The following is a 25,188-nucleotide window of genomic DNA, read 5'->3' as shown; positions in this document are numbered from 1 at the left end:
GCGCGGCAATAAAAAAGGGAGATCCGCAGATCTCCCTTTTTTGTACAGCCGGTGTGGTCAGTCGAACACGCCGAAGGTCATGTAGCTGAACCACGAGCGGTCGGTATCGGTGGATTCCGGCTCCGGCTCTTCGATCACGTCGCCGTTCTCGTCTTTAGGCTTGAGCTCGTTCGGGATCGCATCTTTCGCGTCCTGGAACTGCTTCTGCACGTCCTGGTTGGCGCGGGTTTCGCCCGGCGGCAGCGGTGGACGCGATTCGATCAGGCCCAGGGTCGCCTTGCTCAGGAACGAACGGTTGTCGGCTTCGGCAACACGCGGCACGAACTGGCCGTCCTGCAGGCTCGGGTGATCCGGGTAGTTGAGCTTCAGGGTTTCCAGGCTGGTCGCCGCCAGATCGTCGAGGTGCAAACGCTGGTAGGCTTCGGTCATCACCGCCAGGCCGTCGCCGACCGATGGGGTTTCCTGGAAGTTTTCCACCACGTAGCGGCCGCGGTTGGCGGCGGCGACGTAGGCCTGACGGGTCAGGTAGTAATCGGCCACGTGGATTTCGTAGGCCGCCAGCAGGTTGCGCAGGTAGATCATGCGCTGCTTGGCGTCCGGCGCGTAGCGGCTGTTCGGGTAGCGGCTGGTCAGCTGGGCGAACTCGTTGTACGAGTCGCGGGCGGCGCCCGGGTCACGCTTGGTCATGTCCAGCGGCAGGAAGCGCGCCAGCAGGCCGACGTCCTGGTCGAACGAAGTCAGACCCTTGAGGTAGTACGCGTAATCCACGTTCGGATGCTGCGGATGCAAACGAATGAAACGCTCGGCGGCGGACTTTGCAGCTTCCGGCTCGGCGTTCTTGTAGTTGGCGTAGATCAACTCCAGCTGGGCCTGATCGGCGTAGCGACCGAACGGATAACGCGACTCCAGAGCCTTCAGCTTGGCTGTGGCGCTGGTGTAGCTGTTGTTGTCCAGATCAGTCTGAGCCTGCTGATACAGCTCGGCTTCGCTGAGGTTTTCGTCTACGACTTCCTTCGATGAGCAAGCAGCGGTCAATGCGAGGATGGCGATCAGCAGCAGGTGTTTCACTTGCATGGCGGCTTGCGTCCCTATGACGGCCGCTGTCTTGGGCGGGGCCGTCCTGTTATGATGAGCGCCCCGTTGAAAAGCCTCGGGGCAAAAGACGCCGTATTTAACCACAAGCGCGCAGCCGAAACCAAAGGCTGTGCCGACGCCCAGTCCGAGCATGTCCGATAAAATTGAACTTAGCGCAGAGGTGCCGTCCGAATTGGGCGGCCAACGCCTCGATCAAGTCGCCGCCCAACTCTTCGCTGAGCACTCACGCTCGCGCCTTTCCGCCTGGATCAAAGAAGGTCGCCTGACTGTGGACGGGGCGGTCATCCGCCCACGCGACATCGTGCATGGCGGTGCCATCCTTGAGCTGACTGCCGAGCAGGAGGCCCAGGGCGAGTGGATCGCCCAGGACATCGAACTCGACATCGTCTATGAAGATGACGACATTCTGGTGATCAACAAGCCTGCGGGCCTGGTGGTGCACCCGGCTGCCGGTCACGCCGATGGCACCTTGCTCAACGCCTTGCTGCACCACGTGCCGGACATCATCAATGTCCCGCGCGCCGGTATCGTGCATCGTCTGGACAAGGACACCACTGGTCTGATGGTGGTGGCCAAGACCATTCAGGCGCAGACCAAACTGGTCGCTCAGTTGCAGAGCCGCAGCGTCAGCCGCATCTATGAGTGCATCGTGATTGGCGTGGTCACTGCCGGTGGCAAGATCAACGCGCCGATCGGTCGTCACGGCCAGCAGCGCCAGCGCATGGCGGTGATGGAAGGTGGCAAGCCTGCCGTCAGCCACTACCGCGTGCTGGAGCGCTTCCGTTCCCACACTCACGTGCGGGTAAAACTGGAAACCGGTCGCACCCACCAGATTCGCGTGCACATGGCGCACATCAACTTTCCGTTGGTCGGCGATCCGGCGTACGGCGGGCGTTTCCGCATTCCCCCGGCGGCGAACCCGACCATGGTGGAATCGCTCAAGCATTTCCCGCGTCAGGCCCTGCACGCGCGCTTCTTGGAGCTCGATCACCCGACGAGCGGTGAGCGCATGAGCTGGGAATCGCCGCTGCCGGAAGATTTCGTCTGGCTGCTGACCCTGCTCAAGCAGGATCGCGAGGCGTTCGTCGGATGAACTGGCTGACGCCGGACTGGCCTGCGCCGGCCAGCGTCAAAGCCTGTGTCACCACCCGTGAGGGCGGTGTCAGCGAGGCGCCGTTCGACAGCCTCAATCTGGGCGATCACGTCGGTGATCGCCCGCAAGCGGTGGCCGAAAACCGTCGGCGTTTGACCGAACATTTCTCCATACAACCTGCCTGGTTGCAGCAAGTTCACGGGATTACCGTCGCGCATGCTGATCCGGGCATTGTTGCGACTGCAGATGCCAGCTGGACCGCAACGCCGGGTATTGCCTGCGCGGCGATGACGGCGGATTGTCTGCCTGCCTTGTTCTGTGATCGTGAGGGTACTCGCGTCGCTGCGGCTCATGCCGGTTGGCGTGGGTTGGCGGCGGGGGTACTTGAAGCCACCCTCGATAGCCTCGATGTTGCGCCTGAAGACATTCTCGTCTGGCTCGGCCCGGCCATCGGCCCGCAGGCCTTTGAAGTTGGCGCGGAAGTGCGCGAAGTCTTCGTCAGTCAGTTGCCTGAAGCAGCCGAAGCCTTTGTACCGAGCAGCAATGCCGGCAAGTTCATGGCCGACATCTATCAGTTGGCGCGCCTGCGTCTGGCTGAGCGTGGTGTCACTGCTGTTTATGGTGGCGGTTTCTGCACCGTGACTGATCCGCGCTTCTTCTCGTATCGCCGTGCTTCGCGCACCGGTCGCTTTGCCTCCCTGATCTGGCTTGAGGCGCCCAGCCTCACAAATACGATTCCTTTTTGACTGCGTCTGTTTCCGTCATGCTGCGTTGCCGCTCCTCGCCATAGCGGGCTATGACTCGTCGCGGCGCCTTGCCTGACGAAAACAGCCACTCGTCAAAAGAGGATCGTATTTGCGAGGCTGGGCGCCAGCTAGACTGTCTGATCTGCATCAACTCTCCGACGCTTGAATCTTGCAGAATCGACCGCATCTATAGCGGTATCTGGCAGGTTTCTTTATTCAGGATGGTTTCTTAGGTCCGGCCTGCTCAAAAGGAAGGTGACCCATGCGTATTGACCGTTTAACCAGCAAATTACAGTTGGCCTTGTCCGACGCCCAGTCGTTGGCGGTTGGCCACGATCATCCGGCCATCGAGCCGGCGCACTTGATGCAAGCCATGCTTGAACAGCAGGGCGGTTCGATCAAGCCGCTGCTCATGCAGGTCGGCTTCGACGTCAACAGCTTGCGCAAAGAGCTGACCAAAGAGCTCGATCAATTACCGAAAATCCAGAACCCGACTGGCGACGTGAACATGTCGCAGGATCTGGCGCGCCTGCTCAATCAGGCTGACCGTCTGGCCCAGCAGAAAGGTGATCAGTTCATCTCCAGCGAACTGGTGCTGCTCGCCGCGATGGATGAGAACAGCAAGTTGGGCAAGTTGCTGCTCGGCCAGGGCGTGAGCAAGAAAGCCCTGGAAAACGCGATCAACAACCTGCGTGGCGGCGAAGCGGTGAATGACGCCAACCACGAAGAGTCGCGTCAGGCACTGGATAAATACACCGTCGACCTGACCAAGCGCGCCGAAGACGGCAAGCTTGATCCGGTGATCGGCCGTGACGACGAAATTCGTCGGACCATTCAGGTTTTGCAGCGCCGCACGAAAAACAACCCGGTGCTGATCGGTGAGCCTGGCGTGGGTAAAACCGCAATCGCCGAAGGTCTGGCCCAGCGCATCATCAACGGCGAAGTGCCGGACGGCCTCAAGGGCAAGCGCCTGCTCTCGCTGGACATGGGCGCGCTGATTGCCGGTGCCAAGTATCGCGGTGAGTTCGAAGAGCGCCTCAAAGGCTTGCTCAACGAGCTGTCGAAGCAGGAAGGGCAGATCATTCTGTTCATCGACGAACTGCACACCATGGTCGGCGCTGGTAAAGGCGAAGGTTCGATGGACGCCGGTAACATGCTCAAGCCAGCCCTGGCGCGCGGCGAGCTGCACTGCGTTGGCGCGACCACGCTCAATGAGTATCGCCAATATATAGAGAAGGACGCGGCGCTCGAGCGACGTTTCCAGAAAGTTTTGGTGGACGAGCCGAGCGAAGAAGACACCATCGCGATTCTGCGGGGCCTCAAGGAACGTTACGAGGTTCACCACAAGGTGGCGATTACTGACGGCGCGATTATCGCCGCGGCCAAGCTCAGCCATCGCTATATCACTGACCGGCAGTTGCCGGACAAGGCGATCGATCTGATCGACGAGGCGGCGAGCCGCATTCGTATGGAGATCGACTCCAAGCCGGAAGTGCTCGACCGTCTGGAGCGGCGCCTGATTCAGTTGAAGGTGGAATCCCAGGCACTGAAGAAAGAAAGCGACGACGCGGCGAAGAAACGCCTGGAAAAGCTTCAGGAAGAAATCGAGCGTCACGAGCGTGAATATTCCGATCTGGAGGAAATCTGGAACTCGGAAAAAGCCGAGGTACAGGGTTCTGCGCAGATTCAGCAGAAGATCGAACAGTCGCGCCAGGAACTGGAAGCCGCACGCCGCAAAGGCGATCTGAACCGCATGGCCGAGTTGCAGTACGGGGTGATCCCGGATCTGGAGCGCAGCCTGCAAATGGTCGACCAGCACGGCAAGAGCGAAAACCAGTTGCTGCGCAGCAAGGTGACCGAAGAAGAGATCGCCGAAGTCGTGTCGAAATGGACCGGTATCCCGGTGTCGAAAATGCTCGAAGGCGAGCGCGACAAGCTGATGAAGATGGAGAGCCTGTTGCACAAACGGGTGATCGGTCAGGAAGAAGCAGTCGTCGCTGTGGCCAACGCCGTGCGGCGTTCCCGAGCCGGGCTGTCCGACCCGAATCGTCCGAGCGGTTCGTTCATGTTCCTCGGCCCGACCGGTGTCGGTAAAACCGAGCTGTGCAAGGCGCTGGCCGAGTTCCTCTTCGATACCGAAGAGGCGATGGTGCGGATCGACATGTCCGAGTTCATGGAGAAACATTCCGTGGCTCGCCTGATCGGTGCGCCACCAGGCTACGTCGGCTACGAAGAGGGCGGCTATCTGACCGAAGCGGTGCGTCGCAAGCCGTACTCGGTGATCCTGATGGACGAGGTCGAGAAGGCGCACCCGGATGTGTTCAACATCCTCCTGCAAGTGCTTGAGGATGGCCGTCTGACCGACAGCCATGGTCGTACGGTGGACTTCCGCAATACGGTGATCGTCATGACTTCGAACCTGGGCTCCATGCAGATCCAGGAACTGGTCGGTGATCGTGAGGCGCAGCGTGCCGCAGTGATGGACGCGTTGACGTCGCATTTCCGTCCGGAGTTCATCAACCGGGTCGACGAAGTGGTGATTTTCGAGCCGCTGGCACGGGATCAGATCGCTGGCATCACCGAGATCCAGTTGGGCCGTCTGCGCAGTCGTCTGGCCGAGCGCGAGCTGAAGCTGGAGCTGAGTCCGGAGGCAATGGACAAGCTCATCGCCGTCGGTTACGACCCGGTGTATGGCGCACGTCCTTTGAAACGGGCGATCCAGCGCTGGATCGAAAACCCGCTGGCGCAGTTGATCCTGTCGGGTCATTTCATGCCCGGCGACACGGCCACTGGCAAGGTCGAGAACGACGAAATCGTTTTCGGCTAAGCCTCGGCGGCAATGAAACAGGGAAGGCCTCGCATTGCGAGGCCTTTTTTTCGCCAGGCTGTTGAACTCAAAGGAAAAGGCTTGTAAAGTGCGCCCCGCAGTCAGTCACCAACAGCGTTTCAGCTCACTGGGCTGGAATCTGAAATAAGTTGCAAATCATTAACTTGAAAGCAATTTAGGGGGTTGACAGAGGTGTTCTAGGTTGTAGAATAGCGCGCCTCAGACACACGAACGCAGCGATGCGAACGGGTGGCGAGATGTAACAAAGCTTCACCGTTGTAAATTGAAATATGCAGTTCCGTGATAGCTCAGTCGGTAGAGCAAATGACTGTTAATCATTGGGTCCCAGGTTCGAGTCCTGGTCACGGAGCCAATTTCAAATCGGGGTATAGCGCAGTCCGGTAGCGCGCCTGCTTTGGGAGCAGGATGTCAGGAGTTCGAATCCCCTTACCCCGACCATTTTTGGGTCGTTAGCTCAGTTGGTAGAGCAGTTGGCTTTTAACCAATTGGTCGTAGGTTCGAATCCCACACGACCCACCATTTTTGAAACCAGTTAACGCTGGGATCGAATCTTAAGATCAGAGGCCAAAAGCGCTGATCGAAGAAGGCGATCTTTGAAAGGTCGCCTTTTTTTTACCGGGGTATAGCGCAGTCCGGTAGCGCGCCTGCTTTGGGAGCAGGATGTCAGGAGTTCGAATCCCCTTACCCCGACCATATTAAAAATCCTCGTATCGAAAGATACGGGGATTTTTTTTGCCCGTCGAAAGCCGAATCCCTTCAAGTCGTCATACAACCTGCCGATAGCCCGCTAACACGAGGGGACTGCCAACGCTTCGCCCCTGAATCTGGCCAATACAAGAATAAGGGCGTTCGTCATGTTGCTTCGTCGGTTGAATATTGCTCCCCGGGCTGCCCTGGGCTTTGCCCTGATTGCGGTGTTGGTGGCCATGCTTGGGGTGTTTGCGCTGGGGCAGATGTCGAGCATTCGCGACAGTGAGGTGGCGGTGGAGAACCGCTGGTTGCCGAGCATTCGCGGTGGTGACGAGATCCGCGAGCTGATGCTGCGTATCCGCACCATTTCCCTGCGCATGGCGCTGGATCAGGATCCTGCAAACATCGCCACCTATCGTGGCCAGATGGACACCCGGGACAAAGAGCTGAGCGAGAAAATCGCCGCCTACGACAAACTCGTCGATACCCCGGAGGGCCAGCAACTGTACGACCAGTTCAAGACAACCTTCGCCGCTTATCGCACCGGCATCGCCCAGTCGTTCACCCTCGCCGAGCAAGGCAAGCGGGACGAGCTGACCAGATTGCTCTTGGTCGATATGAAAACGGTGGTCGACGGCTCCGGCAAGCAACTCAACGATCTGGCTGACTTGTTTGCCCGGCAAGTGGCTACCGAGAGCGAGAAGTCCGCCGCGCATTATCAAACCTCGCGCACCATCGTCAGCCTGTTCATTGCTTTGGCAGCGCTGGCCACGGTGGCGCTGGCGATGTTGCTGACGCGCAGTATCGTGCGCCCCCTGAGCAGCGCCGTGGAGGCTGCCGAAAGCGTGGCGAAGGGCGATCTGACCCGCCCCATCGAGGCTCATGGCAACGATGAAGTGAGCCGTTTGCTCAAAGCACTGGCGACCATGCAGCAGAACCTGCGCGAAACCCTGCAGAGCATCAGTGGCTCGGCCACGCAACTGGCCACGGCCGCTGACGAGCTGAGCGCGGTCACGGTCGACAGCACGCAAGGCCTGCAACAGCAGAACAATGAAATCGAACAGGCTGCCACGGCCGTCAACGAGATGACCGCTGCGGTGGAGGAGGTGGCGCGCAACGCCGTATCGACGTCCGATGCCACGCGTCAATCCAGTCAGTCGGCGCAGTTGGGCCAGGAACGCGTCAGCGAAACCGCCAATGCGATCAATGCGCTGGCCAGCGATGTGCAGCACACCGGTGAGTTGGTGCAGTCGCTGGCGAATCAGTCACAAGACATCGGCAAAGTGCTCGATGTGATTCGCGCCATCGCCGAACAGACCAACTTGCTGGCGCTCAACGCCGCCATTGAAGCGGCACGCGCGGGTGAAAGCGGGCGAGGTTTTGCGGTAGTGGCCGACGAGGTACGCGCGCTGGCCTATCGCACCCAGCAATCGACACAAGAGATCGAGCAGATGGTGCAGGGCATGCGCAGCGGGTCGAGCCTGGCGCTGGATTCCATGCAGGCCAGCGCATCCCGTGCGGCGAGCACGCTGGTATTGGCTGAGCGGGCGGGCGAGGCACTGGTGACGATCACGGCTTCGGTGCACGAGATTCACGAGCGCAACCTGGTCATCGCCAGCGCCGCTGAAGAGCAGGCGCAAGTGGCGCGCGAAGTGGATCGCAATCTGGTGAACATTCGTGATCTGTCGGTGCGCTCGGCTGCAGGGGCTGATCAGACCAGTGCGTCGAGCCATGAACTGTCGCAACTGGCCAACGCCCTGCAGGGCATGGTGAGACGCTTCCAGCTGTAATCGACAGCCAATAAAAAGCCCCGCGCGATGCGGGGCTTGGAATAAAGATCAAAGGTGGGAGCGAGCCTGCTCGCGAATGCGCTGGATCTGCGAGCAGCACGAAAACCTGTGGGAGCCGGGCTTGCCCGCGATAGCGGTGGGTCAGGCAACAGAAATATCAACTGACCCGGCGCCATCGCTGGCAAGCCAGCTCCCACAGACGCTGGCCTTAGTGCAATTTCAGACGCGGTTCGGTGCCACGACCGATCTTGCTGCCCAGCATCAGCATCGCCGTGCGGAACGGCCCGTACAGTGCCATCTGGTGCATACGATACAGCGACACGTAGAACATCCGCGCCAGCCAGCCTTCGAGCATCACGCTGCCGGTCAGGTTGCCCATCAGGTTACCCACAGCGGAAAAACGCGACAGCGAAATCAGCGAGCCGTAATCGGTGTACTTGTACTCCGGCAGGGTCTTGCCTTCGATGCGCAGTTTCAGCGACTTCGCCAGCAATGACGCCTGTTGGTGCGCCGCCTGAGCACGTGGCGGTACGTTACGATCGGTACCCGGTTGCGGGCAGGCCGCGCAGTCACCAAAGGCAAAAATGTTTTCGTCGCGGGTGGTCTGCAGGGTCGGCAGCACTTGCAGCTGATTGATGCGGTTGGTTTCCAGACCGTCGATGTCCTTGAGGAACCCCGGGGCACGAATACCGGCGGCCCAGACTTTCAGGCTGGCCTTGATCTCGTTGCCGTCGGCGGTGATCAGGCTGTCGGCGGTGACTTCGCTGACCGAGGCGTTGGTCATGACATTGACCCCGAGCTTCTCCAGGGTTTTGTGCACCGGTCCGCTGATGCGTTCCGGCAGCGCCGGCAGCACCCGTGGGCCGGCTTCGATCAGCGTAATGTGCATGTTTTCCGGTTTGATCCGGTCCAGACCGTAAGCCGCCAGTTCATGGGCGGCGTTGTGCAGCTCTGCGGCCAGCTCGACGCCCGTGGCGCCAGCGCCGACGATGGCCACGCTGATCTGCTCGACCACATCGGTTTGCCCGGCGTGGGCGCGCAAATAGTGATTGAGCAGTTGCTGGTGAAAGCGCTCGGCCTGTTTACGGGTATCGAGGAACAGGCAATGCTGCGCTGCACCCTGAGTGCCGAAATCGTTGGTGGTGCTGCCGACGCTGATCACCAGCGAGTCATACGGCACTTCGCGCGCGGGCACCAGTTCGACGCCGTTTTCGTCATAAGTGGCAGCGAGCTGAATTTTCTTCTGCGCGCGGTCGAGACCGCTCATGCGCCCCAGCTGGAACTCGAAGTGGTTCCATTTCGCCTGGGCAACATAGTTGAGTTCATCTTCCGAGGAGTTGAGGGAGCCGGCGGCCACTTCGTGCAGCAGCGGTTTCCAGATGTGCGTCAGGTTGGCGTCGACCAGCATCACGCTGGCTGTGCCGCGTTTGCCCAAGGTCTTACCCAGACGGGTAGCCAACTCCAGACCGCCGGCGCCGCCGCCGACAATGACAATACGATGGGACATAGGGATAACTCGCAAGGTTTTTAAAGGAAATCTGTGCAGTTGCCCGAGCGAGTGCGAAGCGACTCATAGCGTCAGGTAACTGATAAATCGGCTCAACAGGCCCAGACCAATGGTCACTGCCAGTACCAGCACCAGGAGCATCCACGGCCGGAATGGCCGGCGCTCGACACGGTGTTGGGACAGTTGCAGGTATTCTTCGACATGCTTTTGGTCTTCGGGGTTCAGGCGGCTGGTCATATTTGCCTCGTCAGGTAGACGTTACTGAATGGGCAGAAGCTACAGCGGTTTTTAGCCGGGGTTGAACGCAGCATAGCCGCTGTCCGGGACCGGTTCGACGCGCACGTCGTCGTCGAGGCGAATGATGCCGCTCTGTAGCACTCGTGCAGTGATTCCGCCGTGCCCGCGTACGGCCTGGAAAGTGCCGGGGCCGAGGTTGTTCTGCAAGCGTGCGCAGGGCTGACACCAGCCTGTGGTTTCGAGTATCGCCTGACCGATGCGAAAGCGCCGCCCCTTTAGGCTAAACAAATTGATTCCGCTTATAACGAGATTGCGCCGCAGATCTTCAGGTCTGATCGGTTGATCGTCGGGGCGGCCCATCAATGTACTGATCACTGCCAGGTGCTCCCACTGGATCAATGTCACCTGCCGAGCGTTGCGAATGCCGGGGCGGGCGTGGTCTCCGGTCAGTCCGGCTTCCAGGCGCGCCTCGACCGCATCGAGTTCAATCATTGGCCCACGGGACTGAGGACGCACGCCGATCCAGCGCACCCGGCCGGCTTGCGGCACCTCGGCGATCAGTTGCTGCAGCGGCGTCACAGGCTGATGCCTACGTCGAAGACGATGCTGCGACCGAGGTTGCTGCGCAAAAAGTCCGGCGCATCAGGGTGAGCGAACAGTACACGGGCAAACGTCGGGCCGACCAGCGACAGCGAGCGCCAGCCCTGACGCAGGTATTCGGTCGGCGGCGGGAAATGGCTGTTGAGGTCCAGCACTTCGCGCTTGAGGCTGGCGAAGGCGATGATGTCCAGTTCGCCCAGGTCCATGCCGCGCTCCTTGTAGTTGTGGGCTTTCTTGCGCAACGTCGGCGCCAGGCGCAAAAGAAATTCATTGGCCGGGATGCGCTTGGGCTTGGCTTCGCGGCGCACCAGTTGGCTGAGGGAAAACGCGCTGCGCCGACGCTGCAATTCGTCGCGCCATTCATCGTTGAGGCGGCGGCCTTCATCGAGGACGAAAAATACTTCGAAATTGGCATCGCGAAACAGTACGTCCGGCGGCTCACCGGCCGGCGCGAATTCATCGGCGCGGTAGGGGATGTTCAAGCCTTGCAGCAGGCGCTGGCAGACCCAACGCTCACGCTCCCATTTGCGGGCATTGGACAGGAACGCGTTGGCTTGCTCGGCCGCGATGGTCAGCAGGCGTAAATAATCTGAGTCATCCATAGGCCCAAGCTTAGCGTCCAAATGCGACAAGCAGAAAGCTTTGCATCGGCCCAGCTATAAACGTCTTGCGATTGCGCACTTGTAGGAGCTGCCGAAGGCTGCGATCTTTTGATCTTCTTCTTTCAGAGTCAAAAGATCGTCCGATCGCGGCCCGAGCCTTCGGCAGTTCCTACAGGGGTTGTGTCGTGGAAAAGGTGAGGGGTCATGATTGGAGCTGAACTGCTGTCCTCGACAAGCCTGACGCTCGGCTGGCTGATTTATCTGCCGCTGCTGCTGTGGGCGATCGCGCGCGCGCCATGGGTCGAGCTGTTCAGCGACAGTCGCCGGCAGCACTTGCTGTTCGGCACGGTATTCGCGCTGTTTCTGCTGTGGCTGGTGCGCAGGGATTTCGATACCGGCGTGTCCTATCACTTCATTGGCATGACGGCGGTAACGTTGCTGCTCGATTGGCCGCTGGCGATTGTCGGCGGGCTGGTCGCGCAGATGGGGCTGGTGCTGTTGGGGCGTCAGGACCTTGTAGCCGTCGGCGTCAACGGCACATTACTGATTCTGTTGCCGGTGCTGGTCACCGAGTGCGTGGCCATCCTGGTCGAGCGTGCGCAGCCACGAAACCCCTTCGTTTACATCTTTTGTTCCGGGTTCTTCGCAGCCGCTTTGTCTGGCCTGTTGTGCCTGGTCCTGAGCCTGACGCTGCTGTGGTACGACGGCCTGTTCGCCATGCCGGAATGGCTGGAGGATTTCGTCGGTTATCTGTGGCTGCTGTTGTTTCCCGAGGCCTTCATCAACGGCATGATCGTCAGTGCGCTGGTGGTGTTTTCCCCGGAATGGCTGGAGACCTTCAACCGCACGCGTTACCTCTCGGCGCCGTGGAAGGACGACGAGCCGAAGTCTTGATCCACATCAAACCGGCCACGCCGCAGAGATTTCATGCTCGCGCAAATCCCTTCAGGAGCAGTGGCATGGGCGTTTACGAATGGGCGCGGCAGGAAACCCGGCAGAATCTGGACATGGCGCTGGAAGTGGGCTTCGACCCGGGCCTGAGTTTGCGCGCCTTGCTCAGCGCGGTGGTGCAGCAGAGCAAGGCTGTGCGCAACGCCGAAGACCTCGCCGACGAGTTGCGTTTTCTGGCGGAAAACCTCGACGATGGTCAGGACTATAGCTTCATGCGGCCCTGATCGGGGTCAGTGACGCGGGTCGAAATCGCCCGAGAACAGTTCGTCTTCAGCATCCGGTGCAACCGGAATCTTGTGTTCTTCCGACGCCCAGGCGCCGAGGTCGATCAGTTTGCAGCGATGGGAGCAGAACGGACGGAATTCGCTTTTCGGGGTGAATTCGACGGGTGCGCCGCAGGTTGGGCATTCAACGGTTGGAATGTGGCTCATGCTTGGCCTCCGGATAAAGTCAGGTAAAAGTGATGCAGCCGTTCGACCTCGCTGTGCAGCCAGGCGAGGTCGCGGTCGTTGACGATCACATCGTCGGCACGGCTCACGCGGTCTTCGCGGCTCGATTGCGCCTTGAGGATCGCCTGGACCTGCTCGGCGCTGGTCTGGTCACGCTGCAAGGTGCGTTCGATCTGCAGTTGTTGCGCAGCGTCGATGACCAGGATGCGCTGGGTCATCGCGTATTGGCCGGATTCTATCAACAACGGCGACACCAGAATCGCGTAGGGCGATTGTGCCAGCGCCAGATGATGGGCGATTTCCTCGCCGATCAATGGATGCAGCAAGGCTTCGAGCCAGCGACGCTCCTCGGGCACTTCAAAGATCAGTTTGCGCAGGGCGGCGCGGTCCAGCGTACCGTCGGCCTGCAACACGCCGGAACCGAAGTGTTCGGCAATCTTCGCCAGCGCCGGGCGGCCGGGTTCGACCACCCAGCGCGCCGCATGATCGGCATCCACCACATGCACGCCGAGGTCGATGAAGTGTTGGGCTGCCGCGCTTTTGCCGCTGCCGATGCCGCCGGTCAGGCCGAGGATCCAGGGTTTTTCCACAGGGGTATTCATTTCAAACCGACAAACTGCCAATAGAAGTCGGTCATTTGACCACCCCAGAGCAAGGCAATCCAGCCGGCAATTGCCAGGTAGGGGCCGAAAGGGATCGGCGTCGAGGTCTGCGCTTTGCGCAGACGCAGCACAATCACGCCGAGCAACGCGCCCACCAGCGAGGACAGCAGAATCGTCAGCGGCAGTATCTGCCAGCCGCCCCAGGCGCCGAGCAGCGCCAGCAGCTTGAAATCGCCATGGCCGATGCCGTCCTTGCCGGTGATCAGCTTGAACAGCCAGAACACCGACCACAGCGCCATATATCCGGCCACCGCGCCCCACAGCGCATCGTGTAACGGCACAAATAACCCGAAACTGTTAATGATCAGCCCCAGCCATAACAGCGGCAGCACCAGCACATCAGGCAACAGTTGATGTTCGCTGTCGATCAGGCTCATCGCCAGCAACCCCCACGTCAGCACGATCAGCGCGCAGGCCGGCCAGCCAAAGCCCAGATGCCACGCAATGAAGGCTGACAGCAGGCCGCAGGCCAGTTCGGTCAGCGGATAGCGTTTACCGATCGGTGCAGCGCAGGCCGAACAGCGCCCGCGCAAGCACAGGTAACTGAGCAGCGGAATGTTTTCCCAGGCGCGGATTCGGTGTGCACAGTGCGGACATTGGGAATGCGGCAACAGCAGGTTGTAGGTCGGCAACGCTTGATCCGCGGGCAAGCCGAGCACCTCATGGGCCTGCTCGCGCCAATCGCGCTCAAGCATTTTCGGCAGGCGCCAGACCAGTACATTGAGGAAGCTGCCGATCACCAGCCCCAGCAGCAACGCGGTGCAGACAAAGGCCAGCGGATACAGGGCAAAGAGTTCGTCGAGAGGCATGTCAGACCGCTGAGCCGAGTTGGAAAATCGGCAGGTACATGGCCACCACCAGCCCGCCGACGATCACTCCCAGCACCACCATGATGAACGGCTCCATCAGGCTGGTGAGGTTGTCGACCATGTTATCCACTTCCTCTTCGTAAAACCCCGCGACTTTGTCGAGCATGTCATCGAGGGCGCCGGACTCTTCGCCGATGGCGGTCATCTGCACCGCCATGTTGGGAAACACGCCCGTGCTGCGCATCGAGAAATTCAACTGCATGCCGGTGGAGACATCCTGACGCACGCGCAGCACGGCGCGTTTGAACACCACGTTGCCGGTGGCACCGGCCACCGAATCGAGCGCCTCCACCAGCGGTACGCCGGCGGCAAAGGTGGTCGACAGAGTGCGGGCAAAACGGGCGACGGCGGATTTATACATCAGCGTGCCCACCAGCGGCAGTTTCAGCAGTAAGGTGTCGCGGCGATCGCGCAAGGCCTGGGATTTTTTCAAGGCATGGCGCAGGCCGAAAATGGCCGCCACCAACACCAGCAGCATCGCCCACCACCATTGCTGCATGAATTCCGAAAGGCTGATCACCATCAGGGTGAAGCCCGGCAGTTCGGCGCCGAAACCAGAGAAAACCGACTCGAATTGCGGCACGACCTTCACCAGCAGAATCCCGGTGACCACCGCCGCCACCAGCAACACGGCCGTCGGATAGGTCATGGCTTTCTTGATCTTCGCTTTCAGCGCTTCGCTCTTCTCCTTATATGTTGCGACGCGTTCCAACAGGGTGTCGAGGGCGCCGGACTGCTCGCCGGCGTCGACCAGGTTGCAATACAGCTCGTCGAAGTACTGCGGCTTTTTGCGCAGCGCGGTGGCAAAGCTGTTGCCCGCCGCGACTTCCTGCTTCACCTCGTCCACCAGTTTGCGCATCGCCGGGTTTTCGAAGCCCTCGCCGATGATGTCGAACGATTGCAGCAGCGGAACACCGGCCTTCATCATTGTCGCCATTTGCCGGGTAAACAGGGCAATGTCGCGAACCTTGATGCGCTGACCGAAGCTGAGCAAGGACGCCGACTTCTTGCGCACCTTGCCGGGGGAGATCCCCTGTTTGCGCAACTGCGCTTTGATCAATGCCGGGGTTTGCCCGCTCAGTTCACCTGAGACTTTGCTGCCTTTGCGATCCGTACCTTCCCAGGCGTAGACGCTGATTTTCGCTGCCTTGGCCGCCATGTTCAGTCCTTGCTGACTCGGTTGATTTCCTCAAGGCTGGTAATGCCTTGCATGGCCTTGTGCAGCCCAGAGGTGCGCAGATCGTCGAAGCCGTCGCGGCGCATCTGGCTGTCGATTTCCAGTGAATTGCCCTCGGCCATGATCAGCCGTTGCAAGTCCGGTGTGTTTTTCACCACTTCATAAATCCCCACGCGTCCCTTGTAACCGCCGTTGCAGTGATCGCAACCGACCGGCTCGTAGATCGTGAAACTGCCGATGCGTTCCTCGGGGAAGCCTTCCTTGATCAGGGTTTCGCGAGGAATGTCGATGGGCTTTTTGCAGTGGCTGCACAATTTGCGCGCCAGCCGCTGGGCGATGATCAGGCTGACCGAGGTGGCGATATTGAAGCCGGGAATACCCATGTTGTGCAGGCGCGTGAGGGTTTCTGCGGCGCTGTTGGTGTGCAGGGTCGACAGCACCAGGTGACCGGTCTGTGCGGCCTTGATGGCGATTTCGGCGGTTTCCAGGTCGCGGATCTCGCCGACCATGATCACGTCCGGGTCCTGACGCAGAAACGAACGCAGAGCCTGGGCAAAGTCCAGGCCCTGCCGTGGATTGACGTTGACCTGGTTAATGCCTTCCATGTTGATCTCCACCGGATCTTCGGCCGTGGAGATATTGATGTCGACGGTATTGAGAATATTCAGGCCGGTGTACAACGACACGGTTTTGCCGGAACCGGTCGGGCCGGTGACCAGAATCATCCCTTGCGGCTGCTTCAGCGCCGCCAGATACAAGGCTTTCTGCTCGGGCTCGTAACCCAGCGCATCGATACCCATCTGCGCGCTGGACGGGTCGAGAATCCGGATCACCACTTTTTCGCCCCACAGGGTCGGCAAGGTGTTGACGCGAAAATCGATGGATTTGCTTTTCGACAGGCGCATTTTGATCCGCCCGTCCTGGGGTTTGCGCCTTTCCGAGATGTCGAGACTGGCCATGACTTTCAGGCGCGCGGCGATGCGTCCGGCCAACTGGATCGGCGGTTTGGCCACTTCGCGCAGCATGCCGTCGGTGCGCACCCGCACTCGATAATTTTTCTCGTAGGGTTCGAAGTGCAGGTCGGAGGAGCCGCTTTTGATCGCATCCAGCAGCATCTTGTGCACGAAGCGCACGACCGGCGCATCGTCGGCGTCGAGGCCGCCGATGGCGTCCTGCCTATTGTCGTCGACGGACTCGACGTCCAGCCCGTCGAGATCGACATCGGCCATTTCTTCGAGGCCGCTGGTGTGGGTCTCGAAAAACTTGTCGATGGCATCGCTGAGCTTGTCGTCCTCGACCAGAATCGCTTCGGTGCTCAGGCCGGTACTGAACTGGATGTCGCTGATTGCCTGCTGGTTGCTCGGATCGGAGATACCGACAAACAGTTTATTGCCGCGTCGCCACAAGGGTAGGGCGCAATGCTGGCGCACCAGTTTTTCACTGACCAGACCTCTGGGCTGGGTTTCCTTGTCGAGGCAACCGAGGTCAAGCAGGGCCATGCCAAAATGTTCCGAAGCGATTTCGGCGATCTGCCGGCTCTTCACCAGCTTGTTGTGCACCAGATAATTGACCAGCGATACGCGATTGCGCTGCGCTTGTTGCCAGGCCTGCTGAGCGCCTGTTTCCGTGAGCAGTTCGGCCTGCACCAATTGCTTGGCCAGACCGCTCAGAGCGATGTCATTCATGGGGATTCCGCACGCTTGCCGTTCATGACTTATAGCCTAGTCAAGTGACAGCGCCAAACACGGCCGGTGCAGGTGACAAAAAGTGTCAGATAGTGCGGTTGCAGGTTGTAGGAAACCGCGCTGTCAAACGCTCGCGCCCAGTGGACGGGGCCTGAAGGCGTTGGCATGGGCTGTGCTGAGGCTTGTTCAGATCATGAGATTTCGCCTCATGCCTGGAGTGTGTGTATGAAAAAACAACAAGGCTTCACATTGATCGAGCTGCTGATCGTGGTGGCGATCATCGGGATCCTGGCGACCATCGCCCTGCCGCAATATACGAAGTACCAGGCGCGGTCGAAGGTGACGGCGGGGCTCGCGGAGATCAGTGCATTGAAAGTGCCGTTTGAGGACACGATCAACCAGGGCACCGATCCGACATTGACGCTGGTTGCAGGCAGTGCCGCGGTGACCACCTCCAATTGCGCCGTGACGGCGTCGGGTACTGCTTCGACGGGCGCTGGCACAATCGTCTGCACGATCAAAAACGCCCCCGGCCCGGTCCTCGACAAGACTATTACGCTGACTCGCTCGTCCGGCACCGGTGCTGGTGTGTGGACATGCGCAACCACCGTCGCCCCCGATTATTCGCCGAAAGGCTGCACTGCCAGCGGTACATAATCGCGGCCTGCCGATCGAATGCCCCGCGCTTGCGGGGCATTTTTTTATTCTCACCGCTTCACAAAAGCTCTAATAATTTCAGCAGCTTATGAACTTTCCAAAAAACCGCAAGTTGCATGTGAAGATTGAGCGAGTCATGCATTTTGCATGAAAACGAAAATTGTCTGTTTTCGTAAGCCGTTGTTTTTAAAGTGTTTTATCTGTTCGAAAAAGTTGGCACAGCGTTCGCAATATCTCCGGTAACCCTGCTGACAAGCGTTACAGCAGACTTCAAGTAAAAACAGGAGTTACTCGTATGAAGAAGTTCGCTATCACTGCCGCTGCTACCGCTCTGACCCTGACCATGGCTGGCGGCGCATTCGCCCAGACCACTCAGGCTACCCAGTCGCCAATGGTTCTGGCTGCCGGTGAAGTTACTCAAGCGAAAGAAGCTACTTCCGATACCTGGATCACCACCAAGGTCAAAGCTGATCTGGTCACCGAAAAAGGCATTCCTGGCACTGACATCAAGGTTGAAACCAACAAAGGCGTTGTTTCCCTGTCGTCGACCACTGCAGTAACCGACGCGCAAAAAGAAACGGCTGTGTCCATCGCCAAGAAAATCAAAGGCGTCAAAGCGGTCTCCGCTGACGGCCTGAAAGCCGAGTAAGGCAAGGCTTCTCGCCTGGACCGGGAGAAGACGCGACAGGCGGGCCGAGCAATACGTCTGTCGCAACTTTAGAGTTCATGCGAACGGTCACAGGGATGTGACCATTACAGGCCCCGGCACTTGTGTCGGGGCCTGTTCTATTTCAGGGGGCACACAAAACAATGTAGGAGTGAGCCTGCTCGCGATAGCGGTCTGTCAGTTGAATCAGTGTTGACTGACAGACCGCTATCGCGAGCAGGCTCACTCCTACAAGGGGGGATGTTCTTCAATTACCGCGTTTGCTGCTGATCTGCCGCAGGCGATTGCCTTCGAAGCGCAGGTATTGGTACATGCCGTTGTTCGGGCCGTAGGTCCATTCTTCGACCTGAAACTCTTCGCGGCGATTGGCGCTGCGCTTGTAGCCCAGAACGTCACGGCTGACCGGTTCACCACATTTTTGCAGGACCTCGCTTGAGCGATCGCCGAGGCTGATCAACTGGCTGCCGCAGCGCAGGGTATCCGACGCTGACGCATGGCTGGCGGCACACGTCAGCGCGAGCACAGCCAGCCAGTGACGCGTTGTCATTCGGCATCCAGGTGCATTTGCGTTACTACCCGCCCGTCGCTCTCGGCCTCGCCAAGATTGGCGTCGATGAAGTACACGCGGTCATCCTCAAGCTTGCCCTTGTCGACCAGGTAATCCTTGATCGTGCTGGCGCGATCCTGACCCAACTGCCGCAGCAGCACGTCGCTGCCGCTCCAGAACGCGATCACGCCTTCGCGCATTTTGGCCGTACGTTCTTCCTTGCCCAGATCCTTCCATTCTGCCGGCGGCTGGGTTTTCAGGCGGGTGCGATAAATACCCTCAAGCAACGGGCCTTTCTCGCTGTCAGGCACTTGCAGCAGCGACGCCTGGGCCGGGACCTTGTCGCCACGGCGCTGGAGCATCTTGTAGTAGTTGTACTGGTATTCCCGTTCCAGGCGCTGCTCGGCGAGTAGCGGGCCGTCGCTGCTTTTCGCGGCGGTGCCTTCGATTTCCAGGCGCAGGGCCGGACGTTCCTTGAGCGCTTGCGACAGTTTCACCAGCGCCGCTTCGGCATCTTTGCTCAAGTCGCTGGACCCCGGCGCGAAGGACACGGTGCCGAGGTCTTCGGAACCACCGCCACTGACCAGCCCGCCAATCATCTTGAACGGCGCGGCGGCGGCTTTGACGATCAGGTTGCGCAGGGTCTGCCAGACAATCGGCATCACGCTGAACTGAGGGTTATTGAGGTCGCCGGTCACCGGCAACTCGATGGAAATCTTGCCATCGACGTCCTTGAGCAAGGCTATCGCCAGTTTCAGCGGCAGGCTGACAGCGTCCGGGCTGTCGACTTTTTCGCCCAGTTGTAATTGCTCGACCACCACTTTGTTGTCGGCTTTCAACTGGCCGTTGGTGATCAGGTAATGCAAGTCAAGATTGAGCCGGCCCTTGCGGATACGGTAACCGGCGAACTTGCCGGAGTAGGGCGTCAGGGTGGTCAGTTCGACCCGTTTGAAACTGGTGGCGATGTCGAGGCTGGCCATCGGGTCGAACGGGTTGACCGCACCCTTGATGGTCACCGGTGCATAACGATCGACCTTGCCTTTGATGTCGACGCTGGCCGGCTTCGCCTGACGACTGTCGATGGTGCCGATCTGACCGTTGAGCTGCTGCACGGCGGTGGCGAAGTTCGGTGTCAGGCTAAAGTCGGCGAAGTTGGCCGAGCCGTCGTTGATCGCAATCGCGCCGATGTGAATGCCCAGCGGTTTGTCTTTGCCGGCGGGTTTCGCGGCGGTCGTTTTTGTACCGCTGTCAGCCGGTTGCGCGATCAGCAGGTCGTCGATGTTGGTGGTGCGGTCATCGTTGATCATGAAGCGCGCATAGGGCTGGAACAGGTTGACCTTGTCGATCGACAGGCTGTCGCCGTGCTGGTAGTTCAAGCCTTCGACCACCACTTGCTGCCACTTGAGGAAGTCGCGGGTCTTGAGCGTGTCGAGGGTGTGCAACTGATCGATCTGCGCGCGGCCGGTGACGCTGAGCGCCAGCGGTTCGGTGCTTTTCAGGTTGACCTTCAGGTCACTGCCGAGCATGCCGCTGCGCAGTTCCAGACGAATAAAGGGATTGATGTAGGACTGCGCGACACGCAGGTCGATGTCCTGGGTCTTGACGTTGAGCTGCGCGTTGACCGGTGCCAGATTGACCGTGCCGTCAGCGCTGATCTTGCCTTGCTTGCCCAGCCCGCTGTCGAGTCTGAGCTTGAAAGGCGAGCCGTTGAGGCTGTCGAAATCCTGCAGATCGACGTTCAGCGGGGTGATATCCAGCGCCACCGCAGGCTTGGCGGAACGGTCGGCCAGGTGCACGGTGTAGTTGCGCAGTTGCACGTCTTTGATCAGCACCTGCCACGGTTTGCTTGGCGCGGTCGATTCAGGCTTGGGTGAGTCGGCGGCCGCCGGCGCATCGGCCGGCTCGGCGGCGGCTTTGGCAGCGGGTTTCGACGGCTGGCTGGCGAACAGCTTCTGCCAGTCGAGTTGACCGTCGGCTTCCAGCGCGGCCCAGGTTTCCAGTTTGTTGCTGCGAATCTTGCCGACCAGCACTTGCTGCTTGGCCAGATCCACAGAGGTTTCGCTGACATCGAGGCGCTCTAGCTTCGCCAGCGGCCGGCCGTCCGGAGCCTTGATGGCGAACGGTGCAATGCTCACCGCTACGTTGTTGAGCAGCAGTTCGGTCTGTTTCGACAGATTGAGTTTGTAATCGGTGCTGAGGCTGACCACACCGTTCTCCAGCACCAGCGGCACCGCGTCGCGCACGTAAGGCCAGAACGCTTTCATCTGGCCATCGGTGACTTTCAGTGTGCCTTCTGAGGTGAAGGGGATCAGGCTGAAGTTGCCGCTCCAGTCAATCCGCCCACCAGCGGGGCCGATCGCGACCAGGGTCATGTCGGCGCTGTCTTCGGGCAGGGTACTGAGGTTTTTCAGCTCGAAGCTGAGGTTGTCGTAGAGGAATTCGATGGGCTCGCTGGGCCGAACATCTTCGAAGTGCACGACGCCGCCGGCCAGCTTGATGTTGTCGATGCGCAGCGGAAACGGCTTGGCGTCGGGATCGGCGGGTGTCGGCTCACTCGGCGGGATGTTGAACAGGCCGAGCAGGTTGAGCTTGCCGTCCTTGGCGAAAAGGATTTCGCTCTTGGGCTTGTCCAGCTCGATGTCCGACAGATGCAGCGCTTTGGTCCACAGGCTGTCGAGTTGCAGGTTGGCGTAGAGACGGTCAAAGCCGACCTGTTCCTTGCCCGGTTCGCCAATCATCAGGCCCCACAGGGTGACTTCAAGGCTGAACGGGTTCAATTCGATGCGCTGCAGGTGCGCCGGCACCGTCGCGTAGTTCGCCAGTTGCTGGTTGGCCACACGCAGGGCAATGCCCGGCAGGATCAGAAACCCCAGCAGGCTGTAGAGGGCCAGGGCGGTCAACAGGGCGCCAATCGCGCGAATCAATCCTTTGGGCATGTGCGGCTTCATCTGTCTGAATCGGAGTGCCTTGGAGTATGGCACGCGATTCTGGTTCCGAAGTGCTTGATGTGGGAGAGGATTGTTCAGAAATTTCTGTAGGAACAGATTCCCATTGTAGGAGTGAGCTTGCTCGCGATCGCGGTGTGTCAGTTACCGAAATTGCTGACTGACCCACCGCGATCGCGAGCAGGCTCACTCCTACAGGGGGTGTGGCGTCTTCGGGAAAATTGGCTAAAGCTGCAAGATGAGGGTTTTCAGCGGTGGCTGCTGATCCAGCGACGGGAAGTCGGCGCCCGGTGTCATTACGCTCCACTCGCGCACCGGCCGCCCGGCTTTCTCGGCGCAGCGCAGCACTTGTTCGCGCCAGTCGTCCATGCTGACTTTCGCCAGGTTGTTGCAGCAGATCAGCACGCCGTTGTCAGCGGTGGTCAGCAGGGCCGGTTTGAGCAGGCTCTGATAATCGCGCAGCAGATCGACGGTGCCGAACGCACTTTTCGCCCAGGCCGGCGGGTCGAGCAGGACCAGATCGTATTGACGTTGTTCGAGGCGCTGATAGCTCGGCAGTTTCTGCCCGCGGCGCTGACTGATCGGCAGGCCGGCGAGTTGGCGGATCGCCGGGAAGTAATCGGACTGAATGAATTGCATCGGCGGCAGTTGCGGATTGAGTAACCCGTTTTCGCGACCGACCGCCAGATTGCCCTCGGCGAAGTCCAGATTGCACACCTCGCGCGCGCCACTCGCCGCAGCACTGAGGCCTACGCCGCAGGTGTAGGCGAACAGGTTGAGCACGCTTTTGCCCTGGGCGTGATCCTTGACCCAGCCGCGCGTGTTACGCAGGTCGAGGAACAGCAGCGGGTCCTGCCCTGCATGCCGCCCGCGCACCCGGTAGTTCAGGCCCCATTCGTGGCCGACCAGATCCGCCAGTGCCGCGTCATCTGCGGTGTAAACGCTGTCTTCGCGATCGATTCGCGAGTTGCCACGGGAACGATCGTTGTAGACCAGCAGGGTGTCGAAGCCCAGTGTCTGGTTGACCATCGCATGCAGTTGCAGCAGGTCATCTCGCTCCAGCGACTGATGGAAACTCTGCACCAGCAGTTGCGGACCGTAGCGATCAATCGTCAGGCCGCCGGCACCTTCCTGGCTACCGTGGAACAGGCGATAGCAATCGGTGCCCTGGCTGTGCAGGGTCGCGAGCAGGTCCTGACGTTGATCGAGGGCGGCGCGCAGCGCCTGATTCAAGGAAGACATGCGGGCGCCTTGCTGAGGGGAATTGGGGCGCGGGAGTTTAACAGTTTGCCGGGCGATGGCGTGATGGCCTTCGCGAGCAGGCTCGCTCCCACAGTGCAATCCATTCACCTGTGGGAGCGAGCCTGCTCGCGAAGCTTTTCAAGCTATTGATTCAAACGCTTGTCGACCAGCTCCTGCACCACACTCGGATCAGCCAGCGTCGACGTGTCGCCCAGACTGTCCAGCTCATTGCAGGCGATCTTGCGCAGGATGCGTCGCATGATTTTGCCCGAACGGGTTTTCGGCAATGCCGGTGCCCACTGGATCAGGTCCGGTTTGGCAAAGCTGCCGATTTCCTTGCTGACATGGGCCAGCAGGTCTTTTTTCAACGCGTCATTGGCTTCGGTGCCGTTCATCGGCGTGACGAACGCGTAGATGCCCTGGCCTTTGACGTCATGGGGATAACCGACCACGGCCGCCTCGGCGATGCTGTCGTGCAGCACCAGCGCGCTTTCCACTTCGGCAGTGCCGATGCGGTGGCCGGAGACGTTGATCACGTCGTCAATGCGCCCGGTGATCCAGTAATCGCCATCCTCGTCACGCCGCGCGCCGTCACCGGTGAAGTAATAGCCGGGGTAGGGTTTGAAGTAGGTGTCGACCATCCGTTGCGGGTCGCCATAGACGCTGCGGATCTGCGCCGGCCAGCTCGATTTGATCGCGAGTACGCCGCTGCCGGCGCCTTTGATTTCCTTGCCCACTTCATCCAGCAACACCGGTTGCACGCCGAACATCGGTTGCGTCGCGCAGCCCGGTTTGATCCGTTGTGCGCTGACCAGCGGGCTGAGCATGATGCCGCCGGTTTCGGTCTGCCACCAGGTGTCGACGATCGGGCAGCGCTGTTCGCCGACGACGTTGAAATACCATTCCCACGCTTCCGGGTTGATGGGCTCACCGACGCTGCCGAGCAATCTGAGGCTGGCGCGCGAAGTTTCCTTCAACGGCCCGGCACCTTCACGCATCAACGCGCGCAGGGCGGTGGGCGCGGTGTAGAAGATGTTGACCTTGTGCTTGTCGATCACCTGCCAGAAACGCGCGCTGCTTGGATAGCTCGGCACGCCTTCGAACATCAGCGTGGTTGCACCGTTGGCCAGCGGCCCGTAGACAATGTAACTGTGGCCGGTGACCCAGCCGACGTCGGCGGTGCACCAGAACACCTCGCCGTCGCGGTAATCGAGTACGTATTTGAAGGTCATCGCCGCCTGCAGCAAATAGCCGCCAGTGGTATGCAGCACGCCTTTGGGTTTGCCGGTGCTGCCGGAGGTGTAGAGGATGAACAGCGGGTCTTCGGCGTCCATCGGCTCGGGCGGGCAATCGTCGCCAACCTCGCGCACGGCCTGGTGATACCAGAGGTCGCGGCCCTCGACCCAGTCGACTTTGCCCCGGGTGCGCTCGACCACCACGACGCTGCTGACGTTCGGGCAACTTTGCAGGGCTTTATCGACGTTGCTCTTCAATGACACAACGCGGCCGCCGCGCACGCCTTCATCCGCGGTGATCACGGTGCGGCAATCGGCATCGAGGATACGGTCGCGCAGGGAGTCCGGGGAGAAGCCGCCGAACACCACTGAATGAATCGCACCGATCCGCGCGCAGGCGAGCATGGCGTAAGCGGCTTCGGCGATCATCGGCATGTAGATGCACACCCGGTCGCCTTTTTTCACGCCACGGCTTTTCAGCACGTTGGCCAGTCGGCAGACATGCTGGTGAAGTTTTCGGTAGGTGATTTGCGCCGATTCGGCCGGGTCGTCGCCTTCCCAGAGCAGGGCGGTCTGCTCGCCGCGTTGTTCCAGGTGGCGGTCGATGCAGTTATGACTGACGTTGAGCTTGCCACCGACAAACCAGGCCGCTTCACCGGTTTTCAGGTCATAGCGCTGAACGGTCTGCCATGGCGTACTCCAGTCGAGAAAACGCTTGGCCTGTTCGGCCCAGAAGGTGCTGGGGTGTTCAATCGATTCGCGGTACAGGCGCCGATACTCGTCCTGACTCAACTGCGCAGCCTGGCGCACGGCATCGGCTTTGGGGAACGTGCTGATATCGAACATGACGGTTCCTTATTCTTGTGGTGCGACAGGAATAAAGATGCGCCGATG

Annotated in this window: 22 protein-coding genes and 4 tRNA genes; 12 read left to right on the top strand and 14 right to left on the bottom strand. The window is 60.1% G+C overall.

What is annotated here, in order from left to right:
* Positions 1-57: 57 nt before the first annotated feature.
* Entirely contained in the window at positions 58-1,074 is a 1,017-nt protein-coding gene (locus HU755_RS07170) for an outer membrane protein assembly factor BamD (RefSeq protein ID WP_186532466.1), read from the bottom strand.
* Between the two features lie 151 nt (positions 1,075-1,225).
* Between HU755_RS07170 and rluD the strand changes: the two genes are divergently transcribed.
* From rluD to HU755_RS07130, 8 genes are all read left to right on the top strand, one after another.
* Entirely contained in the window at positions 1,226-2,188 is a 963-nt protein-coding gene (gene rluD, locus HU755_RS07165) for a 23S rRNA pseudouridine(1911/1915/1917) synthase RluD (protein ID WP_186546888.1), read from the top strand.
* Positions 2,185-2,934: a peptidoglycan editing factor PgeF gene (gene pgeF, locus HU755_RS07160; protein WP_186631050.1), complete on the top strand. Its 750-nt coding sequence runs from the start codon at positions 2,185-2,187 to the stop codon at positions 2,932-2,934. The genes rluD and pgeF overlap by 4 nt, the downstream gene beginning before the upstream one ends.
* 262 nt (positions 2,935-3,196) lie before the next feature.
* Positions 3,197-5,761 (top strand): ATP-dependent chaperone ClpB, encoded by a 2,565-nt coding sequence (gene clpB, locus HU755_RS07155; protein WP_016773142.1) that lies wholly within the window; start codon positions 3,197-3,199, stop codon positions 5,759-5,761.
* A gap of 297 nt (positions 5,762-6,058) precedes the next feature.
* A tRNA-Asn gene (locus HU755_RS07150) sits at positions 6,059-6,134 on the top strand.
* 9 nt (positions 6,135-6,143) lie between these two features.
* Positions 6,144-6,220, top strand: a tRNA-Pro gene (locus HU755_RS07145).
* Between the two features lie 5 nt (positions 6,221-6,225).
* Positions 6,226-6,301 (top strand) — tRNA-Lys (locus HU755_RS07140).
* Positions 6,302-6,398: 97 nt separating this feature from the next.
* Positions 6,399-6,475: transfer RNA gene (locus HU755_RS07135), tRNA-Pro, on the top strand.
* A 161-nt stretch (positions 6,476-6,636) separates the two neighbouring features.
* Complete coding sequence (locus HU755_RS07130; protein ID WP_186631049.1) at positions 6,637-8,262, top strand: methyl-accepting chemotaxis protein; 1,626 nt, start codon at positions 6,637-6,639, stop codon at positions 8,260-8,262.
* Positions 8,263-8,470: 208 nt separating this feature from the next.
* Here the strand turns inward: HU755_RS07130 and HU755_RS07125 are convergent, their stop codons facing one another.
* The 4 genes from HU755_RS07125 to HU755_RS07110 all read right to left on the bottom strand — a co-directional run bounded on the left by HU755_RS07125 (position 8,471) and on the right by HU755_RS07110 (position 11,208).
* Entirely contained in the window at positions 8,471-9,769 is a 1,299-nt protein-coding gene (locus HU755_RS07125) for an NAD(P)/FAD-dependent oxidoreductase (RefSeq protein WP_186546891.1), read from the bottom strand.
* Positions 9,770-9,832: 63 nt separating this feature from the next.
* On the bottom strand, positions 9,833-10,006 hold the full coding sequence (locus tag HU755_RS07120) for a DUF3094 domain-containing protein (RefSeq protein WP_007909875.1): 174 nt from the start codon (positions 10,004-10,006) through the stop codon (positions 9,833-9,835).
* Between the two features lie 51 nt (positions 10,007-10,057).
* Positions 10,058-10,585 (bottom strand): MOSC domain-containing protein, encoded by a 528-nt coding sequence (locus HU755_RS07115; protein WP_186631048.1) that lies wholly within the window; start codon positions 10,583-10,585, stop codon positions 10,058-10,060.
* On the bottom strand, positions 10,582-11,208 hold the full coding sequence (locus HU755_RS07110; protein WP_007909887.1) for a DUF1780 domain-containing protein: 627 nt from the start codon (positions 11,206-11,208) through the stop codon (positions 10,582-10,584). Before HU755_RS07110 ends, HU755_RS07115 begins: the two co-directional genes overlap by 4 nt.
* A 204-nt stretch (positions 11,209-11,412) precedes the next feature.
* Between HU755_RS07110 and HU755_RS07105 the strand changes: the two genes are divergently transcribed.
* On the top strand, positions 11,413-12,102 hold the full coding sequence (locus HU755_RS07105) for an energy-coupling factor ABC transporter permease (protein WP_186631047.1): 690 nt from the start codon (positions 11,413-11,415) through the stop codon (positions 12,100-12,102).
* Between the two features lie 65 nt (positions 12,103-12,167).
* The gene (locus tag HU755_RS07100) at positions 12,168-12,383 is read left to right on the top strand and encodes a hypothetical protein (RefSeq protein WP_186546894.1); all 216 of its coding nucleotides are present in this window, start codon (positions 12,168-12,170) and stop codon (positions 12,381-12,383) included.
* 6 nt (positions 12,384-12,389) lie between these two features.
* Here HU755_RS07100 and yacG read toward each other — a convergent pair whose 3' ends face one another.
* From yacG to pilB, 5 genes are read right to left on the bottom strand one after another with little or no spacing between them, the layout of a single operon-like run.
* Positions 12,390-12,590, bottom strand: a complete 201-nt coding sequence (gene yacG / locus HU755_RS07095; RefSeq protein ID WP_186546895.1) for a DNA gyrase inhibitor YacG — start codon at positions 12,588-12,590, stop codon at positions 12,390-12,392.
* Positions 12,587-13,210: a dephospho-CoA kinase gene (gene coaE, locus HU755_RS07090; protein ID WP_186546896.1), complete on the bottom strand. Its 624-nt coding sequence runs from the start codon at positions 13,208-13,210 to the stop codon at positions 12,587-12,589. The genes yacG and coaE overlap by 4 nt, the downstream gene beginning before the upstream one ends.
* Positions 13,207-14,079: an A24 family peptidase gene (locus HU755_RS07085; protein ID WP_186631046.1), complete on the bottom strand. Its 873-nt coding sequence runs from the start codon at positions 14,077-14,079 to the stop codon at positions 13,207-13,209. Before HU755_RS07085 ends, coaE begins: the two co-directional genes overlap by 4 nt.
* 1 nt (position 14,080) lies before the next feature.
* Positions 14,081-15,298 (bottom strand): type II secretion system F family protein, encoded by a 1,218-nt coding sequence (locus HU755_RS07080; protein ID WP_186546898.1) that lies wholly within the window; start codon positions 15,296-15,298, stop codon positions 14,081-14,083.
* Positions 15,299-15,300: 2 nt separating this feature from the next.
* Complete coding sequence (gene pilB / locus HU755_RS07075; protein ID WP_186631045.1) at positions 15,301-17,001, bottom strand: type IV-A pilus assembly ATPase PilB; 1,701 nt, start codon at positions 16,999-17,001, stop codon at positions 15,301-15,303.
* A gap of 225 nt (positions 17,002-17,226) precedes the next feature.
* Here pilB and HU755_RS07070 point away from each other — a divergent pair, with 225 nt between their 5' ends.
* A complete protein-coding gene (locus HU755_RS07070) occupies positions 17,227-17,658 on the top strand; it encodes a pilin (RefSeq protein ID WP_186546900.1) in 432 nt (143 codons plus the stop codon).
* A gap of 295 nt (positions 17,659-17,953) precedes the next feature.
* On the top strand, positions 17,954-18,307 hold the full coding sequence (locus tag HU755_RS07065) for a BON domain-containing protein (RefSeq protein ID WP_186631044.1): 354 nt from the start codon (positions 17,954-17,956) through the stop codon (positions 18,305-18,307).
* Between the two features lie 265 nt (positions 18,308-18,572).
* Here HU755_RS07065 and HU755_RS07060 read toward each other — a convergent pair whose 3' ends face one another.
* The 4 genes from HU755_RS07060 to acs all read right to left on the bottom strand — a co-directional run bounded on the left by HU755_RS07060 (position 18,573) and on the right by acs (position 25,140).
* The gene (locus HU755_RS07060; protein WP_186631043.1) at positions 18,573-18,872 is read right to left on the bottom strand and encodes a DUF2845 domain-containing protein; all 300 of its coding nucleotides are present in this window, start codon (positions 18,870-18,872) and stop codon (positions 18,573-18,575) included.
* Positions 18,869-21,820: a DUF748 domain-containing protein gene (locus HU755_RS07055; RefSeq protein ID WP_186631042.1), complete on the bottom strand. Its 2,952-nt coding sequence runs from the start codon at positions 21,818-21,820 to the stop codon at positions 18,869-18,871. Before HU755_RS07055 ends, HU755_RS07060 begins: the two co-directional genes overlap by 4 nt.
* A 222-nt stretch (positions 21,821-22,042) precedes the next feature.
* On the bottom strand, positions 22,043-23,059 hold the full coding sequence (locus tag HU755_RS07050; protein ID WP_186631041.1) for a class I SAM-dependent rRNA methyltransferase: 1,017 nt from the start codon (positions 23,057-23,059) through the stop codon (positions 22,043-22,045).
* A 143-nt stretch (positions 23,060-23,202) separates the two neighbouring features.
* On the bottom strand, positions 23,203-25,140 hold the full coding sequence (acs, locus tag HU755_RS07045) for an acetate--CoA ligase (protein WP_186631040.1): 1,938 nt from the start codon (positions 25,138-25,140) through the stop codon (positions 23,203-23,205).
* Between the last annotated feature and the right edge of the window lie 48 nt (positions 25,141-25,188).

The sequence above is a fragment of the Pseudomonas sp. SWRI111 genome (assembly GCF_014268555.1).
GTDB lineage: Bacteria > Pseudomonadota > Gammaproteobacteria > Pseudomonadales > Pseudomonadaceae > Aquipseudomonas > Aquipseudomonas hamedanensis.
Note: the sequence above shows the minus strand (reverse complement) of the source record. Positions and strands in the feature narration are given on the sequence as shown.

What these genes read in the sequence shown, in the direction of transcription:
- acs (WP_186631040.1), bottom strand. Translation starts at nt 25,140, where the DNA reads ATGTTCGATATCAGCACGTTCCCCAAAGCCGATGCCGTGCGCCAGGCT.
- HU755_RS07120 (WP_007909875.1), bottom strand. Translation starts at nt 10,006, where the DNA reads ATGACCAGCCGCCTGAACCCCGAAGACCAAAAGCATGTCGAAGAATAC.
- HU755_RS07080 (WP_186546898.1), bottom strand. Translation starts at nt 15,298, where the DNA reads ATGGCGGCCAAGGCAGCGAAAATCAGCGTCTACGCCTGGGAAGGTACG.
- rluD (WP_186546888.1), top strand. Translation starts at nt 1,226, where the DNA reads ATGTCCGATAAAATTGAACTTAGCGCAGAGGTGCCGTCCGAATTGGGC.
- yacG (WP_186546895.1), bottom strand. Translation starts at nt 12,590, where the DNA reads ATGAGCCACATTCCAACCGTTGAATGCCCAACCTGCGGCGCACCCGTC.
- coaE (WP_186546896.1), bottom strand. Translation starts at nt 13,210, where the DNA reads ATGAATACCCCTGTGGAAAAACCCTGGATCCTCGGCCTGACCGGCGGC.
- pgeF (WP_186631050.1), top strand. Translation starts at nt 2,185, where the DNA reads ATGAACTGGCTGACGCCGGACTGGCCTGCGCCGGCCAGCGTCAAAGCC.
- HU755_RS07105 (WP_186631047.1), top strand. Translation starts at nt 11,413, where the DNA reads ATGATTGGAGCTGAACTGCTGTCCTCGACAAGCCTGACGCTCGGCTGG.
- HU755_RS07130 (WP_186631049.1), top strand. Translation starts at nt 6,637, where the DNA reads ATGTTGCTTCGTCGGTTGAATATTGCTCCCCGGGCTGCCCTGGGCTTT.
- HU755_RS07055 (WP_186631042.1), bottom strand. Translation starts at nt 21,820, where the DNA reads ATGAAGCCGCACATGCCCAAAGGATTGATTCGCGCGATTGGCGCCCTG.
- HU755_RS07065 (WP_186631044.1), top strand. Translation starts at nt 17,954, where the DNA reads ATGAAGAAGTTCGCTATCACTGCCGCTGCTACCGCTCTGACCCTGACC.
- HU755_RS07125 (WP_186546891.1), bottom strand. Translation starts at nt 9,769, where the DNA reads ATGTCCCATCGTATTGTCATTGTCGGCGGCGGCGCCGGCGGTCTGGAG.
- HU755_RS07100 (WP_186546894.1), top strand. Translation starts at nt 12,168, where the DNA reads ATGGGCGTTTACGAATGGGCGCGGCAGGAAACCCGGCAGAATCTGGAC.
- HU755_RS07110 (WP_007909887.1), bottom strand. Translation starts at nt 11,208, where the DNA reads ATGGATGACTCAGATTATTTACGCCTGCTGACCATCGCGGCCGAGCAA.
- HU755_RS07050 (WP_186631041.1), bottom strand. Translation starts at nt 23,059, where the DNA reads ATGTCTTCCTTGAATCAGGCGCTGCGCGCCGCCCTCGATCAACGTCAG.
- clpB (WP_016773142.1), top strand. Translation starts at nt 3,197, where the DNA reads ATGCGTATTGACCGTTTAACCAGCAAATTACAGTTGGCCTTGTCCGAC.
- HU755_RS07085 (WP_186631046.1), bottom strand. Translation starts at nt 14,079, where the DNA reads ATGCCTCTCGACGAACTCTTTGCCCTGTATCCGCTGGCCTTTGTCTGC.
- HU755_RS07060 (WP_186631043.1), bottom strand. Translation starts at nt 18,872, where the DNA reads ATGACAACGCGTCACTGGCTGGCTGTGCTCGCGCTGACGTGTGCCGCC.
- HU755_RS07070 (WP_186546900.1), top strand. Translation starts at nt 17,227, where the DNA reads ATGAAAAAACAACAAGGCTTCACATTGATCGAGCTGCTGATCGTGGTG.
- pilB (WP_186631045.1), bottom strand. Translation starts at nt 17,001, where the DNA reads ATGAATGACATCGCTCTGAGCGGTCTGGCCAAGCAATTGGTGCAGGCC.
- HU755_RS07170 (WP_186532466.1), bottom strand. Translation starts at nt 1,074, where the DNA reads ATGCAAGTGAAACACCTGCTGCTGATCGCCATCCTCGCATTGACCGCT.